Genomic DNA, 16,211 nt, shown 5'->3' on the forward strand with positions numbered 1-16,211 from the left:
GGTTAAAGGAATAGCTCTTTCGAAAAGCAGAGCGAGACAGCAGGACTTGGTTTCACTTCTTCACTATGCCACTTGGAACTCTTCTTTATGAAACTCCCGATAGTGGATTTCAAAGTCGCATTCGATCAACAATTCATGAAGAACGGGACGGATGGCAAGATAGAAAGGCCCTTCGGTCAGCCGAATGCCCTCGAGACAGATGGCTCTGGCTTCGGTGATCTTGCCAAGAGAGAAAGCCTGTTGTGCTTTGTTCTGATAGTATTCGCCGTGTTGTCGCGCAGCCTCCTTTCTCAATATTCTTTCTTCGTTAAGGCGAGTATCCTTCTTTCTTTTCCTCATAATGTTTTAACCTCGAATCTCAATAAAGGTGCCTGGTGCTCAGGCGCATGAATAGACCGGGCGAACGGAAGTTGATCTCTGAGGCGGCTCAACTCCCAAAGGCCGGGGACGGGACTGCAAAGATGCAGCGGTTAGGAAGGATGTTTTGGCGGGGTAGTGGAGGGATATCTTGTGTCTCGGAATAAGAACAGGAGTGGAATCGGCTCTATCCGTGATGGCTAGAGTCCAAGTAGTTGTTTCACTCGTTCGCGGTCTGTGCCCTGCACCATCAGCTTTCCGGTCGAATAGGCATTGACGATGGCGCCATTGGAGAATCGTAGTTGAAGACCGTGCGAAATTTCTTTTATGACGATGCAGAGAAGTCCGGAGGCCTCGACTCGCTCGACAATCTGCTCGATATCGATTTCTGTTTTCATATTTTTCAAGGGGATCTTCCTAATATCGGATGATCCGGAACGATTTTCGATAGGTAAGCGGGGAGGTTCGGACTGGCAGCTATGGGCCTTCACCTGATCTTTTGGCTTTGAAGTATCCCATGCCTCTTCACAAACTACATGGAAACCGGGCATCAATGTGATCCCTCTGCTTGATTGAACACGCAATCAGGATTGTGTTCGCCATCCCGTTCAGGTCTTAGCTTCCTACTACTCCCCTTGGTTGGGGTTTCGTTACGTGTGCCCGTGCGCGCAAAGACCAATAACTTGATCTTGCAGTGGCACCTCAATATCAGTGTTCCTTCAAGATGGAGAAATGCTGTTAGAACCAAAGAAATGGGACCCGAAGGTCCCTGGCTGTGGCAAGACGGCATTTCTGTTTTGCAGATGTTCTAGATTTCCCGAGGCGTTAGTTAGAGCAGGAGAATCTACGAAGCCACAGCAGTTCTTTCCGGAATATCGAAGTCGTCCAGAGTGATGTTGTATTTCCCTGGACCACCTTCGCGCATTGCACGCAAAAGTGCTCTTTGTTCAGCTTTCTCTACCAATCCTCCCAGGTCGCGGCCACTCATTGCGCAGCCTTCGGTCAGATCGGCAAGCAAGGTGGTTCCATCTTCCAGAGAGAATCCAATCTTCTTTTTCTCCAAGAATTGCCGAAAAAGGCGCCGGCGTGCAGCACGATCGGGAAAAGGGATTTCGATTTTTTCCAACATTCGGGAAAGTATCGCGGCATCGATGTGGCTCGCGTTGTTGGTTGCAGCCAGCAGAAACACCTGACGGTCATCAGCTTGAATGCCGTCCATCTCTTGCAGCAGTTGCCCGACAATCTCGTCGGTTAACGCATCGCCGCCGGAGAACATCCGGTCCGGCGCAATGATGTCCAATTCATCCAGGAACAAGATAACAGGAGCCGACAACCGTGCGCGTTCGAAGAGTTGCTTCACGCGATTTCCGCTTTGCCCGAGGAAGTTTGCTTTGACATCCGCTGTCGATGCAGCAATAAACGTCAAGCCGCTTTCGTTGGCGAGGGTACGACCGATCTGTGTCTTTCCTGTGCCCGGAGGTCCACTCAAAAGCAGACTCTTTGGAATGGAGATTCCCTGGGCACGCCAAGCCTCTGTATTGCGAAGCAGGGTACAGATCATCTTGAGCCGGTCGAGAATCGCTTCGTCGAGCACAAGCGTATCCCAAGTTGCCTTAGGATCTACTCGGATATTCTGCGCTTTTCTCTGCGTTCCGGCTGCTTCGAGAAAATCCTGATCCCGAGGTACATTGGGATGCGAATTTGTTCGAATCTTTTTTGCAAGCTGCTGCAAGTTTCTTCCGCTCATTCCCTGCGTTAGTTCCTCCATGACAGAAGGAATAGGTACGTTTACTCCGAGCAACTGCAATTCTCTGCCAAGGATTCGCACACGGTCTTGAGGTCCGGGAGCAGCAATTTCCATTTCCCATCCGAATCTGGAACGAATGGCATCGTCCAACATGTCCCGTCTGTTCGTTGCACCGATTACCCAGACATGCATATTCCGGCCATTGTTTTGCCATTCCGCCAGGAAAGTTTGCACGATCTCTGCCGATACGACATCTGTTTCTGCGGCACCGCGTCTGCCGAGCAAACCTTCGCATTCATCGAGAAATAGAATGGAATGGTTGCTCGAACGCGCACGATTCCAGATCTGACGGACATTCGCCGCGCTTTGACCTAAATTGGGAGACTTGATATCGGCCAAAGTCAGATATTGAAAATCGCAATTGACGGAGTCCGCGAGCGACCGTGCGACCAGAGTCTTGCCAGTTCCTGGAGGACCGTATAGCAGAAGACCATGCGGAGCCGCAGGATCCCCGGCCTGGAATAGTTCCGCTTGCTTGACCAACTCCATTACCTGAGCTTCCGGAATGAAGACTTGCCGCCAGGCAGATATCATTTTGTCGAGACTGGAAAGCTCGCCTTGCAGCGTACTCAGGTAGTTCTGCGATGTATTTCGTGCTGTAAAGAGTTCGTAGACTTCGGCCGCTCTCTTAAGTTCGTCTCGAAACAACTCGGCTCTATATCCGAATACATTCGCAATCGCACCATTTTCCTTCCAAATCTTGCCGTCCTTTTCGACGTGAAAATCTTCAACTCTGAGATAGTCTTGATCCGGCAAATCTTGATTTGGAAATATGAGGCACATTGGGAATACATTGCGCCAGCCTACTCCGAGTACAGGCTTGCCTATCTCGATGTGCCTGTCAGTAATATTGGAGAGGGTTCTCTGGCCATACAAAGAACCGTCAGGGCCGGGAAGGCAATGTACTGAAAGAGGGTTCAGCTGGTAGGGAAACAACAGCTCTACCCAAGCTCCTTCGGCAAAGAACTGCTTCCCGAGGGAAGCAATATCGCGATTGAATATCCTGATTTTCCACTCATCACGCAGAGCCTCTGCAATGCGGTCAAGACAACACTTGAGGTATCTGTCGATCCAACGGTATGTCTTACTTTCCAATTCCCAGGACTTATACCTAGAGACATCACAATAATCCTCCCAGGCAGTATTGTTCCGGTGGAACGCAACAGTCTCCTGGGTATGCGCGATCCTCTGAAGAAGGTTTGAACGTCGTTGGTTCCAGTAGGATTGAAGTTGTTGTGTGACCACAGGGCAACCCTTTTCGGGATCGAACTCCGATGTTCCCACATTGTAATCTGAGATTGCTTCCAAGGTTTCTATCATCATTAGAATGATTTTGAGAAGAAGTAAGATGAAAAAGCATCACGCGGGAGACTGCCTGCTTATCATCATTTACTCTCACCCAATTCCTTCCCTACCCCTTTTTCGGAATTCAAAAGGGAAAGTCAATTACATCTTGTTGAGTATTCGCGACTTAGAAGAGAGCAAAAATGGGCAATGACAGCATAAAAATGCTTAATGGAAGGGCACTCAAAAGGAAACACATGGGCAATCGTGATTCAATACAGGGGCAATTGCGCACTCAGCTTTCCCTCTTTTGTTTGCGGAAATGCCTCGGCTAGGACATCGCTGAGCTTTGAGGCGTTAGTGGGGCTGCTGTTGGAAAGCACCTTGGTTTCCAATAGATCTCTGCAAAACATATCCGACAAACCGAAGGCGGCAGGCTTGCGGATGGCGCTACATTCTTCCACCAGCAACGAGAGAATCTCGGTGCTCGGCGTTAGATAGAGGATAAAATTCGCGCGGGGATCCTCCTCTATTGATTGTAGGCTTTTGCTGTAACGGTCCTTGGATTTGGCGGTACGCTCATACTCAAGCGCGAAGGCGAAGGAGCCGCAGCGGCTATCGATCTCTACCAATGCATCGTAATCTTTTGTGGCATATCCGGATACCACTAGATTCTCGCTGACAATTTCCAATTCCGACTTCCATAACCGAAGAAGATTTGCTCTCTTTAGCGAAAGCCGGATGCGATTGAGGCCGATCGCATGCAAGACATGCGCATCTTGAATGACAATTTTTGCGCAAGAACCGATGGCTAGAGTGCAGTATCCGTAATATTCAAGCAACGAAAGCCCCTCTAGTGTGATGGAGTAAATGGGTTCTCCTATAGTCTTCTGTTGACTCATCAATTGAATGAGTCCCTGCTTGCACAACCGGTTGACGCGCCAATAAGCTGAATTTTTGCTTGTTTCTAGGCCATCGAGTCGCAGATCGTCACAGAGTTGGGATAAGGTGATTGCACGTGCATTCCGTACCCGGAGCAGAAGTGGAATATCCCGGTCCTGGTTTATCGCGATGAACCCTTTTCTGTATCTCATGTGCTATTGCCTCTCTAGACCGCTGCCGTTGCGAGTTCCAATTTCGAGGTACTTGGGTTCACCATCCACAACCCCACATCGGTTCGAATCCAATCGTAATGTCCGAGCAACGCCATGCATTCGAACCGCTCCCGGCGAGCGCTGATCGAGATGGGTCGCGCATCTTCCGATTTCCATTCGGCAGATCTGAAGTCGACATTCCCGTGCAATTCGTTGTTCAGTGTCACAAGAAATGCATCCACCGGAATTCCGTTGATGACCAGTTTTTGGAACAACAAGTGTGTACGACCTCTGTAGAGTAGCGGTCCGAATGTGATGAAACTACGTCCTTGCATCCTTTGTCTAAACTCCGGATCGAATCCGCTGTTCGCGTTAAACCGAACCTGCCCTGGAAAGATCCAGCAAAGCCTTAACCTCCTGCCGGAGAAGAGACAGGCGGAATTGAAATAAGCGCAACGGCGTCTGAAGCACAGTGGATCTTTCAGGTTCTTGGAATGTGCCATCCACCAGTTGCTTCCGAAGCTCAATATCTTTACGATCATGCGGCCTCTTCATGAATGGCCAACAATTGATCTACAAGATTTCGGACTTCCCGGCAGCGCTCCGGCTCTTCGAGCGTATTCATTTTAAGCAGACGGTCTTTCAATGTATCCGGTATACGCTTCGCTCTACTCGCGAGTGCTTCAAAACAGGAACCGATTTCGCCAAGCATGCAGGCATAGTCAACTTCATCGGGCTCGACTTGTTGCGCCACCCATTCAGACCAGGATTGCTTGGGCAGCTTTCCCTCGCGCCGGAGGATGCTATCTTCCTGATACTCGATCCACAGAAAGAAGATTGGGTCTTCCTCCACAAGTAGTTCCTGGATTTTCATGGGATCGTTTCCCTGTGCAGGAATCTGGGCAAATTGTTTCGGTCCAAGAAGGACGTCGAGCAGCGAGTGTAGGGCATGTCTCATGAGCAGGCAGCGGTCGGGTTCGCCACTGAGATGGATCGCCATCAGTTGAGTGTTAAAAAGCAGAGCCGGTATAGGAATCGAATCGGCAATACAGTCCTCCAAAAATATTCCTAACCGGCGCTGAAGCAAAGTAAATGAAAGATCCTCTGCAAGCACGTTTCGCGCGGCATAGAACTCCCAGGATTCTTCAGGCTCCGTATTGTCCTCTGATCGTTCGCGATAGGCTGCCCATACGCGGAAGAAAGGATTGTGCTCTTCGAGAAATTCAATGACTTCGGAAGGGGCAGAAGATTCGGCTTCTCTATAACTCCGGCCATTTTTATCGGCAGCTTTAAGTTTCTCTGTGAGATCTTGCAGCATCAACGTCGCGATGGCGAATAGCTTCGCATCCCGCTCTCCAGCTTTCAGACTGTCAAGTCCGGTTATCTCGTCGGAGATTTCTTGAGGGACCTCAAAGTTGTGTGTCTCATAAAATTGAGAGTAGCTGGCGAATCTTCCAGCCAGCAGCACAGCAGTGCGTTCTTCCGGGTCACTGTTGTTTTCTTTCACATACCTTTCCCAATCCGATCCCGTCACAAACGATTGCGGATGCTCTTCGTCTTGTGGTGAATTTTGTTTCATATATATGTGCCTTTCTTCAATCCTGTTCAGGCGCCTTTCAGTGTTTGATTTTGTTTGCGTTCCTGGTCGAGCATTGTCGTCAACACATTGATACGGTTTCGCAGGTTCGTATCCGTGTTTTGCAGCGCATTGATTTGGCTTTTCAGAAGGAGGTTCTCTTGTCTTAGCGAGAACGCATCGGTACCGTCGCTTTCTCTACCTTGCCCTCCTGGTGCCGGCTGGTTTGTCCTTGCAACGGAAGAATCTTTGCCGATTGCAACTTCGCCTTGTTGTAATGGCTTCTTTACATCTGAGGCAACCGGTGCCGGCAGATCCGGAGACTCGGCAGCAGCGCTTTTCACTCTGCCTTCCGATTTCAGTTTTCTTTCAACGCTTTGATTGTGTGCCTCCGCCAGACAGTTGTACTTTTCCGTTCGGGTTTCAATTTCGATCTTGTCGGAAACACGCCCGTTCCAGAGCTGGGCGATGAGCGAAGCAACCAGATATTCCTTTCGTCTGGCCGCCTTGAGATGTAAAAGAAACATCGCCGTTACGGCTAGCAAGAGCGAAAGGCTTAAGGCGTTCGACCAAAAGTAGAAATCGTCGACGCTCCCGGCCAGGACATTTGCACGGTACGCTTCCATCTCTCTGCCATAATCCCGGTTGGACGAATTGATTTTTCCGAACGCATAGTCGACGAAACCATTCGGTTTCGCCTTCGATGTTTCCGGTTTGGACGAAGAATTCTGGCCGAAAGCCACGGACGTCAGAATCATGACCAGAAACAGAATTGATAACTGGAAAGACTTGCGAAGACGCATCATCTTAGCCCTCCAAAATCCCAAGTCTGGCCCCGGAGGTACGGCGGGTACGCGGCTTTTTCTCCTCGTTGGAGAACCGGAGATTCGCACCGATATTGGGATCGAGAACAGATCGGAGTCGCGGATAGAGAGCAGAAACGATTCCGCTAATTTTCGTCACCGGAGCGCGGCGCACATGAAGATGGGAGTGCAAGGTTCCCTCGCGGCTGTCGACCATCAAGATCTCCATTTGCCCGACAGGAAGATTTTTGATGTGTTCTTCTCTGGCCCGTGTCTCTTTGACTTCACTTTCGCTTCCCGTTCCTGTTTCCACATATTTTTTCGAAAATGGACCTGCCCGGCGCACCCCTAAACTCCGGCGCTTGGTTGGAACTTTAGCGGAAGCCTTCAGAAACCACTGCGCTGTTGTCTCCTCCGAGCCGTTCATGATGATCTTTGTACCTGGGGCGGAAGATACGTCATTTGCGAACGGATGGCTGATTGTTTCTAGCTGCGGGATGTTCTGGAGCGAAAACAGGAATGATACTTTTGCTCCGCGAGCCGTTTGAAGGACCCGGCGAAAACCGTCGTAGGCATAGGCATGGATCTCATCCAGGATCACGCTCAGCATCGGCTCATCGGCTTTCCTGTCGTGACTGGGTGTGGCGTAGCGCTTGCCTACCATTAGCTGAATATTCTGGAGAACGATTTTGCCTAATGCCTCGCAGGCACGGGCGTTCTTGTTCGTATTGAGGGATACCAACAAGACAAGATCCTGATCAATGACATCCTCGATAGAGAGTAGATCCTGATAACTTCCGGTTACGACAGACAAATCGTCTTCGAGAAAGATGAGCAGTTCGTTAAGAAGCCCTTGAATCTTTTCGATTCGTTCGCGATCTTTCAGGGAACGCAAAATCATCTTTACCGACATTTCGAAATTCAATCGCTGCTGCATCGAGAGACTGGCTAAAGTCTCCATGCGGGCGCGCGCAAGCTTAATCTGCTCCTGAAGAACATCTTCGTCCAACGCCATCACCAGGACATCGTGGACATTGATTACTTTTCCCGTGTAATGCAGGATTCGCACCAGATCGGAGAGATACGCCTCCTGATGCCCCTCGAAAAAGTCTTTGCGCAACCCAAAGGAGCGAAAGATGAAGTTCACATGCTCCTGGTAGTTGTCTTCCAACGCAAAGAAGGGATTGTAGGCTACCGACTGGGACGGATTCAATGGGTTGAGAAGCCGGAATTGCTGCAGACGTCCGGCGGCTTCGACGTGCGGAAGAATCCTTTCAAGAAACTCTTCATCGCCCTTTCCATCGAAGATAATGATGGGCATGTGCCGGGAACCGAAGCGTCTGCTGAGATCCTGGGCAAGAATATTTTCAAAGAAGGTCGTCTTACCGGCACCGGTTCCGCCAGCGATAATTCCATGTTTCATCCGGACGCTGTCAGTCCAAAGCCATGGCTCGCTATGAACGTTGTAACCGAGAACCGTGGCGCCTTCAGAGTTGGCTTTCGCAACAATCACCGCATCGGCCCTTCCGGGAATAGACGGTGCAGGGTGCGGCCAGTTGTTCTCGCGCATTTCTCGTCTGCCGGAAAAATGAAAGGTGGGAATCAGAATGGCAACCAGCAAAAGAAGAAAATAAGACAACAGTTCCAGGCACTGAGCGGTGGTAAGGTGAAAGCGGGAGACAGCAACATACCAAGCGAACCCGCAGAGGCCGCAACCTAAAAGGAGAAGCACGCCGAGTACGTCGTCGGCGGTGTTTCGACGGTAGGGGGTATCTTCGAAGCTCACCGCGAGCCTCCGATAAAACTGAAATACAAAAATACGATGATTCCTGAAACCAACACGATGAGAAGCCATACCAGGAGTGGATTTGGATTCCACTTACCTCTGGCATCGATAGGTTTCAGATCGTTAGCGAGGACGCGCAGAAGTGCAAGCTGCACATTTGCTTCCGGGTCTTGGCGATAGAGCATCTGCAAAGCTCTCCGGGCTTCCTCTTCGGAGATGTAGCCACGATCATCCACATAGCCTCCCCTTATAAGACGGCATGGACGATCACGGGCCGGTTTTGCTCGTTGCCAAAATTGAGTTCGAACAATTGCGGGGGATTGCCTTCGCCGCTCTTGATTTCGACTACACCTGCCGTGGCGGCTCCGGGCGCCAGGTCCTGAACAAGGGGGTGCCCTCCCGAGATCGGCCAACTGGATTTGCCGGTAACGCGGAAGGCCGAAACTATCTGTGGTTCAAGCTGGCGATTGCGAAGATTCAAGAGAGACACCGGTTGTTGCGAAGGAACCATATTGTAGACGCTCGGGGTTGTCAGCCGGAACGGCTCTTTCGTGGCGTTTAGGACGGAATAACGGACATACAATGCATCCTTGGAACGAAAAACCTGCTGAAGTTGCACCTGTACTTGACCCGCTGGAGGCCTGCTATCGTGTGCAATGGCCTGAGTCCCAAGCATGGTCTCTTGAAGAACCAGATTGGCGATCTTTCGAATCTCTTCGTCGCTCGGGTCCTCGGTCGATTGCGAAGGGACTGCAGAACTGCCGGACGCTGAAAGAAGATTGCGAACGACGACATTCATCTTCGACAGATCTCCTGCCGGATCGAGTTCGTAACTCAGCTGGCGGGTTGCTGTCCATATAAAGAGATTCGTCGAAACGCCTTCCCGGAGCGGGCGCAATAGTACTTTGTCTCCCTGGCGCTCGATTTGAAAAGAATCCTGATCGGCAAGGGCCAGCATCGTCACTGCCTCGCCGAGATCGATAACCGTCAAGTGGTTCAGCGATGTTTCGATGTGCTGGATCTGATTGAAATTCGTACTCTGTGCAACGGTGGCCAGGGTGCTGAAAGCAAGTCCAGCGATTGCGAGAGGTTTCACGGTAACTTCTCCTTATATCTGCTTGCCGGGGAAGGAGCCGGGGAAACAAACACCCGCAGCTCCTTCTTTCCGGACTAGACCTGTACCGAATCCCAGCCGAGAATGACTAACTCTTTTGCTTCCGGGACGGGGGACAGAGTGTTGGCGGTGTCGAAACTAGATATGAGAAGTGGTTTCTCAACGGACTGAACCTCTTCCTCTTCAACGCTGCCGAATTTTGCTAACAGTTGTTGGTCGGTTATGCGTTCCGCATTCATAACATCCTCTCCTTCGTTTTCAACTGATAAGCAGAGAAGGAACTGAGGGCGTGCAAGTCCTCAGTTCCATTCATGTCAGGAGCACGCTTCCGCCGGTGTAGGAGGAGCCATGCTCGTGTTTTCGAAGATCAGGTCGCGATTCCCTTTGTATTGAAAGAGGAATATCGACTTTTCTCCGTCTTGAACACCCGGGATTCTCTCAACCAGAAAGGCCCGTTGCTGATCGTCGAACCGGATATAGCCATCGATCACTTTGGGCATCCGCACTTTCACGCGTTTTCCGCCAGTCATCGTTGCGAAAGCATCGACCAGTTCCTGGCCAAATGCCTGACAGAAGACCGCTCCAGTACCCTTGCCGTTGGTAACAACGGTATGAAGTGCCTGGGCCCACGAAAGCCTGTCTTGTTTTCCTTGCGACCAATAATGGACGAAGATATTCAGCGACGAAAGCTGGTCACGTGTTTCCTCGTCATGTTCTTTCATCGCGCCCTGTGCCTTATTGCGGGCTTGCAACACTTCCTTCCGCTGCTTCTTGTTCTCGCTGCCGCTGCTCCGGAATGCTTTCCAGTCCTTTTCTGTCCGGTCCAGCACTTCGGTTATCTCAGTCGTGCGTTCGTGGATTTTCGAGACAACTTCAGCGTAGATACTGTTCACAAGCTCACATTCCACGAACATCTCTCTGGTTACCTTCTGCCCTTGGAAAAGACCGCGGTAGTTTGCAATATCGAGCTTTTCTGCCACTACGCTGCCGATTTCCTTGCGCAGATAGTTGTAGAGCCGTCCAATCTTATCGGTATCGGCGACATCGAGATGCTCGGGAAGATCCGTAACCCTGGTTACCCGTTTGTACTGGAGCCAAGGTGCCATAGGAACTTCCTTCGCAATTTCCGCGATCACATCCTCATCGACGGTTACTTTATGTTTTAGAGAATCGAGCGCGTTTTGTAGCTGTTTTACTAACTTGTATGCCAGATCCCGACGTCCGGCTGCCAGGCAGGAGGTTTTGAGATCGGTAATTCTTCCGATCTTATTTCCCCTGGCTTTCATGGCAACAGTCGACATATTCCACCAGGGAGCTTTTGCTTTAACGAGCTTTGTCTTGCCTTGATCGTCGCTGTAATGGTTGCCATACGCCAACCTTCCTGCATAGAACTTCGAGAACAGGTCGGAAGGCATCACACAAATCTGATCGAAATCGAAATCTCCGCCATTCTTGGCAGCAGTTACCGAATGGAGAATGTAGATACCCTCCATGCATAACTGACGCTCTTCGAAGGAGTGGATCTCTTCTTCCGTCAGATCATTAGCGTTCAAAGCTTTACGAACCAGAACATGCAGCTCCTCAGATGTGATATGCCGTACGGGCAGCAGGTCTTCTTGCATCCGGATGGGATACCGCACAGTGAGCCCCGCATCCGAGGACAGGGAGGTAATAGCTGCATCCTCCGGAATCCAATCGGAAGCTGAAAGAATCTTGCCGTTGTGTTCGACAAGAATGCCGTCGTCTGCCAACGCAAATGCCGGCATCTTGAATCCGCCGCTGGTCAGCATGCGATAGAAATACCAGGCAAGCTTTCGGTTGATCTGATTCGAGATATAGGGATACTTGATTCCGGTTCCGCTACGATCCGCGAGAAGGATCGCATCCGACAACTCGTACTCTTTCTCGTCGAGAGGCGATGAAGATCCATCGAGGGGAACAGAAGTGTTTTCTGAAGTCTCCTGATCGTCGTCGGTGTCTTCTCTCGATTCGATGCGGCCCAGCACTTCGAGTAATCCGGTGTAATCTCCCTCTTCCCATGCTTTCGTGACCTTGCGAATCTCCTCCAGAGCAAAGGGCATGATTTCCCTCTGTAAGGATTCTTCGCACGCATGTTCGGTAAGGCTGTAGCTGGATTGAAACTCCGAAACATGTGCCCATTGCTTGATGCCAAGGACAGCCGGGCCAGCGAACATTCTGCCGGAAGTACCCAGATGAGGAAGGAACTTCACGCCTCCTTTGAGCTTCGGCTTGCAGGAACTCTCGGGAAGAACGATGTCCACGCCCATCTTGTCCGCCAGTGCATCGGAAAGCGGCTTTAGTGCCCCTTTTGCTTGTTTCGGTTCCTTGAAATCGAAGGCGAGACGAAACTGGGCAAAGACGAGTCCCAGACCCATCTTCTTATATAGCGATTCCCGCAACCAACCACGGCAATCGTTCGTTCCCAGGACATGGTCTTCGACGATGAGAATGCGCATCGATTCTTCCAGCACCGCCTTGCAGTCCGAAACCAGGATTGAAAAGTACGTGATCGCGGCTTCGGGCCAGTGTTGAAAGCGTTCTGCGATGGCATCGCTATGTTTGGTGTCTACGAAGTAGAACTTGCCGTCCTTCGCAGAACCGCTGGCTCCAACAAGTTTGTATTCCATTCCGCCATAGACGATCTTGGCCATGGCATTTTCGACAACCGACTCTTCGTAACGATCGAGAAAAGCCGGAACAGAGACCCGAGCGACACGGATACCGGGATAGAGCTGAGCGAGAAGCGTGCCTTCGATCGTATCCTTGCGTCCGAGCCTGGTTGCTTTCCGAGTTACATTCCCCTGAGAATCGAGCTTCAACTCAAGAATGTACTTCGAGTCAGCAGCGTATTGTGTCGATGTCGTAGTCGTCATGGAATGATTCTCCTCACTCGTTTTCAGGCAGTACGCAGGAAGCGAGTGAAAGAGGGAGCTGTATTTATCCAGCTTCCGCATTCTCTCGATACCTGGTTGCCCGTGATTAGGGGTGGGCTTGCATCGAACCAGGTTTCGAGATTTCGGAAACCGGGTCAGCGGGAATTCCTCATCGCGATTGGGCGATAAGGTTCAAGAGAGGCCGACAGGGACCTGCGGTATGTCTCCTCTTTGAAGCTCAAACTCAATAGCTGACCTTGCGTTGACTTACTTTCCGACCGGGCGCTTCACCAGAACGGGATTCTTTCCGCTGATCTCTGCTTCTACCCGGAAGGCACTGAGAACATACACAATCGGGTCTTTCGATTGAAAAGCCTTTACCAACGCTTCGCTTTCGCTGCTCACCTCCTGACCAAGTTCCGGCTTGTCAAAAGATGTGCCTTCCTTGCCAAGAAAATAACGGACAGTTTTTCCTTCTGGCGCCGTATTCTTTCCCGGCTTTAGGGCTGCTCCGCGCTGTTCGACCATCTGCGGTTTCTCCTCCAGTTTTAAAGCTGCTTCCATCTCTTTGCTTACCTCCAATCTCGTTGTTCCGAACTATCTGTTTCTTGCTTACTGAACCGGTGCGGCCTGTTGATCCGGAGAGGCCAGGATCCGATCCCGGCGCTCTCCGTCAATGGCCTTTTCCATAAACTCCGCGATCCAGAGTCCCTCCGGGTTGTCGGCGGTGCGATGATCGGCGAGCAAACGAATCTGATACTCCCCGACAAACCGGTCTGAGCGCTCCGTGCCGTTTGTGACACGCCTGACGTATTTCACCCCGAAGGCCTCGAAGCTCAGCGGTGCATCTTTCACTGGCTCGATGTACTTCAAATGGAATTCAGATTGAATTTGTTCATCGTCTACTGTAGTGCGGGTGTTATCGTCCGAGAGTTTCTTGAGCGTGAATTTGCGAAGGTTGTTGGTCATCATGTTGAGACTGGCAGCCCAATGCTCGTCGATGGTGGCCGGCGTGTAATTGAGGTAACTCTGCAGGAATTTCTTTGCGAATGCCTCGTTGGCGAACTCATCCGTGCCTACACCCGCCGCGTATACTACGGCTTTCTTCGGTGGCTTTCCTGCAGCCCAACTCTCGCCATCCGGCCCGACAAGATAGACCGCTGGCGGTTGAAGCCGGACATAGACGGCGAAGCAAAGCGATATCAGTGCAATGGGAATCGAAAGGAAGGCAAGTAACCATGCCCTATTCGCATTTGCTTTGTCACGTCCATGAATCTCGTAGTACTTAGGGCGAGAATCGGTGAGTGTTTCTGCGGTCGATTTTGTTACTGACACCATACTTATTCCCTATGAACCCTCGGTGTTAGTTTTTTCACGTTTCTTTTGTAGAGCATCGCGGTAACTCGTCAAAAATTTGCTCCTTGCACTAGTTGCCGTTCCTCTCGCCGTATTAGCCACGCTACTCGCTACGTTACGAACGGCATTTCCAGCTGCCGTGGCACCACTCTGGGCAGTTTTAACCGGATGAGTAGCCGCCGAGCCTACCGCCTTGCCTACTTTTGTAAGGGCATCGCCAGTCTTGGTGGCAGCATGGACGACCGTCGCAGCCGCTTCTCCCGCTGCACCGCCAATTGCTCCAGCTGTCTTCGCAGGATCTGCAACGGCCGAGGCCGCACCTTTGGCAACCTTAGCAGTCGTTTTTGCGCCACCGACAGCACCCATGGTGGCAAGCCTGGCCGCATGATAGGCAGCCCAAGTACCAATGCCGTCGCGGTGGACATTGGGACCGGAATGGTGACCGCTCCCGCTTCTCCCTCTTGAAGATGATGAAGGCTTGGATTGCTTCGGCGTGCCGTTATCGTCCGACGATGATGTTGGAGTTGAAGCTCCAGAGCTTCCGCCTTGATTGCCGCTACTGGAGCCACTCGTTGCCGATTGCAGGTTGCTGCTGATGTTATTCGCAAGTGCCTGAGCCGCTGGCGATGGCATCTGTGAATTGGTGGTCGGCTGGTTCCCAGTTGTGGATGAATTGCCAGACGCAGTATTTCCGTTTTGCGGATTCGTTGCTGTCTGTGTCCCATTCGCCACTTGATTGCCGCCTCGAGACGTACCACCAGACGCAGAAGTATTGGTGGACGAGGAGTTGCCGCTTGAAGGATTCGTCGACGCAGACGTGTTATTTATCGGTTGGTTGCCGTTGTTTGCAGACGGGGTACCATTCGGAGAGGTATTCGTTTCGGTGTTGTCGTTTGGTGTTTCTGTACCGCTTGCCGACTGGTTGTCACTTTCGGACGTCTCCTCGGACGCAGAAGTACTGGTCGGCGAGGAGTTGCCCCCTGATGGATTTGTCGGCGGTTGCGTGTTAGTCGTTGGCTGGTTGTTATTTGCAGACGTATTCCCTGACGGAGAATTGCCACCGCCGCCTGCAGTATTCCCGGTGCCCGCAGTATTGCCACCACCTCCCGAAGGATTCCCGCTACCGCCGCTCGGGGGCGCAGTTGGAGGAGGAGGTTGATTCGTCCCTGGAGACGTAGTTGTAGGAGGTTTGACAGCTGGCGCCGCTCCGGATCCACCAGTCGAAGCCGCAAAGCCTGCACCGATCCCCTCGATAGCACCGATTCCAGACATCAAAGCTGTTGCGGCCGCGCCCACCAAGGCTCCCGCCGTAGCGCCCACATCGCCAGTCACGATTCTTTTTGCAATAAATGGAATGATCGCAATCGCCAGGGCGTAGAAGATGCTGACTAGTCCAACCAAGAACGACCCTTCGAGATTTCCCAACCCACCGAGAAAGTCTCCGCTGTTTAGCATCTGTCCTAGCTGGCCCATCTGGATCGCAGTGAGGAGTGCTCCGAAACCGCCATAGAGGACCGGCCAGGAATTCCAAATAAAAATGTGCTCGGCATAGGATTTGGCCAGTCTACTGGTGACACCGAGCGGCATTAACGCGAGAACAAGGGGGCCGAAGATATACAAAATGCTGCCGTACAAGATGTAAAAGAATCCGAAGATAACGATAGCGATTGGATAGAGAAGATAGGCAACGATCAGCAGCACTCCGTCGATCACACCTGCCATACTTCCGGTAATAAGCCCCCATAGATCTTTGAACCCGGCGGTGTTGTAATTCTGCTTGAGATCGTCCGCCCAATTCTGGAACAGGTTTCCGGCACCGGAAGCATCGTTAACCCAATTACCTGCATTGACAAAGCTTTGATTTATGGTCGAAAAGATCGTGTGGTAATTCATGATAACGATCGCTGTGACCATATACCGGATAATGTTGATCCCGATTCCGCGCACATCCGCGCCGTGTATGACGGAGCTGTAAAGCTGCCACAGAAAGCAGATACCCAGCACCACGTAAGCGACTTGCTGCATGCCCGAAGTGATGTTCGAGCTGTCGATTCCATTGACAGCTTGGGTCAGAAACCTCTCAAAGAGATTCATCTGGCTCGCGGCGATCAACGATGGAATGGAAGTCAGGATCATAATG

The 16,211-nt window shown here is 51.4% G+C and carries 15 protein-coding genes; all 15 read right to left on the reverse strand.

The features are described from left to right. Nucleotides 1-63: 63 nt before the first annotated feature. The 15 genes from AC6I7T_RS24070 to AC6I7T_RS24140 all read right to left on the reverse strand — a co-directional run bounded on the left by AC6I7T_RS24070 (nt 64) and on the right by AC6I7T_RS24140 (nt 16,207). On the reverse strand, nt 64-294 hold the full coding sequence (locus AC6I7T_RS24070) for a hypothetical protein (protein WP_497790303.1): 231 nt from the start codon (nt 292-294) through the stop codon (nt 64-66). A gap of 263 nt (nt 295-557) precedes the next feature. Beyond that, the gene (locus AC6I7T_RS24075; RefSeq protein WP_497790304.1) at nt 558-755 is read right to left on the reverse strand and encodes a hypothetical protein; all 198 of its coding nucleotides are present in this window, start codon (nt 753-755) and stop codon (nt 558-560) included. 446 nt (nt 756-1,201) lie between these two features. Beyond that, the gene (locus tag AC6I7T_RS24080) at nt 1,202-3,487 is read right to left on the reverse strand and encodes an AAA family ATPase (protein WP_497790305.1); all 2,286 of its coding nucleotides are present in this window, start codon (nt 3,485-3,487) and stop codon (nt 1,202-1,204) included. A 233-nt stretch (nt 3,488-3,720) separates the two neighbouring features. Beyond that, the gene (locus tag AC6I7T_RS24085; RefSeq protein ID WP_497790306.1) at nt 3,721-4,542 is read right to left on the reverse strand and encodes a hypothetical protein; all 822 of its coding nucleotides are present in this window, start codon (nt 4,540-4,542) and stop codon (nt 3,721-3,723) included. Nucleotides 4,543-4,556: 14 nt separating this feature from the next. Then, nucleotides 4,557-4,877, reverse strand: a complete 321-nt coding sequence (locus tag AC6I7T_RS24090) for a hypothetical protein (protein WP_497790307.1) — start codon at nt 4,875-4,877, stop codon at nt 4,557-4,559. Between the two features lie 203 nt (nt 4,878-5,080). After that, the gene (locus tag AC6I7T_RS24095) at nt 5,081-6,121 is read right to left on the reverse strand and encodes a hypothetical protein (protein WP_497790308.1); all 1,041 of its coding nucleotides are present in this window, start codon (nt 6,119-6,121) and stop codon (nt 5,081-5,083) included. 26 nt (nt 6,122-6,147) lie between these two features. Beyond that, on the reverse strand, nt 6,148-6,924 hold the full coding sequence (locus AC6I7T_RS24100) for a hypothetical protein (protein WP_497790309.1): 777 nt from the start codon (nt 6,922-6,924) through the stop codon (nt 6,148-6,150). Nucleotide 6,925: 1 nt separating this feature from the next. Then, nucleotides 6,926-8,707, reverse strand: a complete 1,782-nt coding sequence (locus AC6I7T_RS24105; RefSeq protein WP_497790310.1) for a type IV secretory system conjugative DNA transfer family protein — start codon at nt 8,705-8,707, stop codon at nt 6,926-6,928. Continuing rightward, entirely contained in the window at nt 8,704-8,943 is a 240-nt protein-coding gene (locus AC6I7T_RS24110) for a hypothetical protein (protein WP_497790311.1), read from the reverse strand. The genes AC6I7T_RS24105 and AC6I7T_RS24110 overlap by 4 nt, the downstream gene beginning before the upstream one ends. Nucleotides 8,944-8,954: 11 nt before the next feature. Continuing rightward, the gene (locus AC6I7T_RS24115) at nt 8,955-9,803 is read right to left on the reverse strand and encodes a TrbG/VirB9 family P-type conjugative transfer protein (protein ID WP_497790312.1); all 849 of its coding nucleotides are present in this window, start codon (nt 9,801-9,803) and stop codon (nt 8,955-8,957) included. A gap of 74 nt (nt 9,804-9,877) precedes the next feature. Then, on the reverse strand, nt 9,878-10,060 hold the full coding sequence (locus AC6I7T_RS24120; protein WP_497790313.1) for a hypothetical protein: 183 nt from the start codon (nt 10,058-10,060) through the stop codon (nt 9,878-9,880). Nucleotides 10,061-10,135: 75 nt separating this feature from the next. Continuing rightward, entirely contained in the window at nt 10,136-12,715 is a 2,580-nt protein-coding gene (locus AC6I7T_RS24125) for a hypothetical protein (protein ID WP_497790314.1), read from the reverse strand. 267 nt (nt 12,716-12,982) lie between these two features. Then, nucleotides 12,983-13,279 (reverse strand): hypothetical protein, encoded by a 297-nt coding sequence (locus tag AC6I7T_RS24130; RefSeq protein ID WP_497790315.1) that lies wholly within the window; start codon nt 13,277-13,279, stop codon nt 12,983-12,985. A 48-nt stretch (nt 13,280-13,327) separates the two neighbouring features. Beyond that, a complete protein-coding gene (locus AC6I7T_RS24135) occupies nt 13,328-14,053 on the reverse strand; it encodes a hypothetical protein (protein ID WP_497790316.1) in 726 nt (241 codons plus the stop codon). Between the two features lie 9 nt (nt 14,054-14,062). Then, on the reverse strand, nt 14,063-16,207 hold the full coding sequence (locus tag AC6I7T_RS24140; protein WP_497790317.1) for a TrbL/VirB6 family protein: 2,145 nt from the start codon (nt 16,205-16,207) through the stop codon (nt 14,063-14,065). Nucleotides 16,208-16,211 lie beyond the last annotated feature (4 nt).

The organism is Humiphilus diazotrophicus (assembly GCF_059726315.1).

Coding starts and splice junctions, on each gene's coding strand:
- AC6I7T_RS24075 (WP_497790304.1), bottom strand. CDS start 755: ATGAAAACAGAAATCGATATCGAGCAGATTGTCGAGCGAGTCGAGGCC.
- AC6I7T_RS24130 (WP_497790315.1), bottom strand. CDS start 13,279: ATGGAAGCAGCTTTAAAACTGGAGGAGAAACCGCAGATGGTCGAACAG.
- AC6I7T_RS24090 (WP_497790307.1), bottom strand. CDS start 4,877: ATGCAAGGACGTAGTTTCATCACATTCGGACCGCTACTCTACAGAGGT.
- AC6I7T_RS24085 (WP_497790306.1), bottom strand. CDS start 4,542: ATGAGATACAGAAAAGGGTTCATCGCGATAAACCAGGACCGGGATATT.
- AC6I7T_RS24140 (WP_497790317.1), bottom strand. CDS start 16,207: ATGATCCTGACTTCCATTCCATCGTTGATCGCCGCGAGCCAGATGAAT.
- AC6I7T_RS24120 (WP_497790313.1), bottom strand. CDS start 10,060: ATGAATGCGGAACGCATAACCGACCAACAACTGTTAGCAAAATTCGGC.
- AC6I7T_RS24080 (WP_497790305.1), bottom strand. CDS start 3,487: ATGATGATAGAAACCTTGGAAGCAATCTCAGATTACAATGTGGGAACA.
- AC6I7T_RS24095 (WP_497790308.1), bottom strand. CDS start 6,121: ATGAAACAAAATTCACCACAAGACGAAGAGCATCCGCAATCGTTTGTG.
- AC6I7T_RS24135 (WP_497790316.1), bottom strand. CDS start 14,053: ATGGTGTCAGTAACAAAATCGACCGCAGAAACACTCACCGATTCTCGC.
- AC6I7T_RS24100 (WP_497790309.1), bottom strand. CDS start 6,924: ATGATGCGTCTTCGCAAGTCTTTCCAGTTATCAATTCTGTTTCTGGTC.
- AC6I7T_RS24125 (WP_497790314.1), bottom strand. CDS start 12,715: ATGACGACTACGACATCGACACAATACGCTGCTGACTCGAAGTACATT.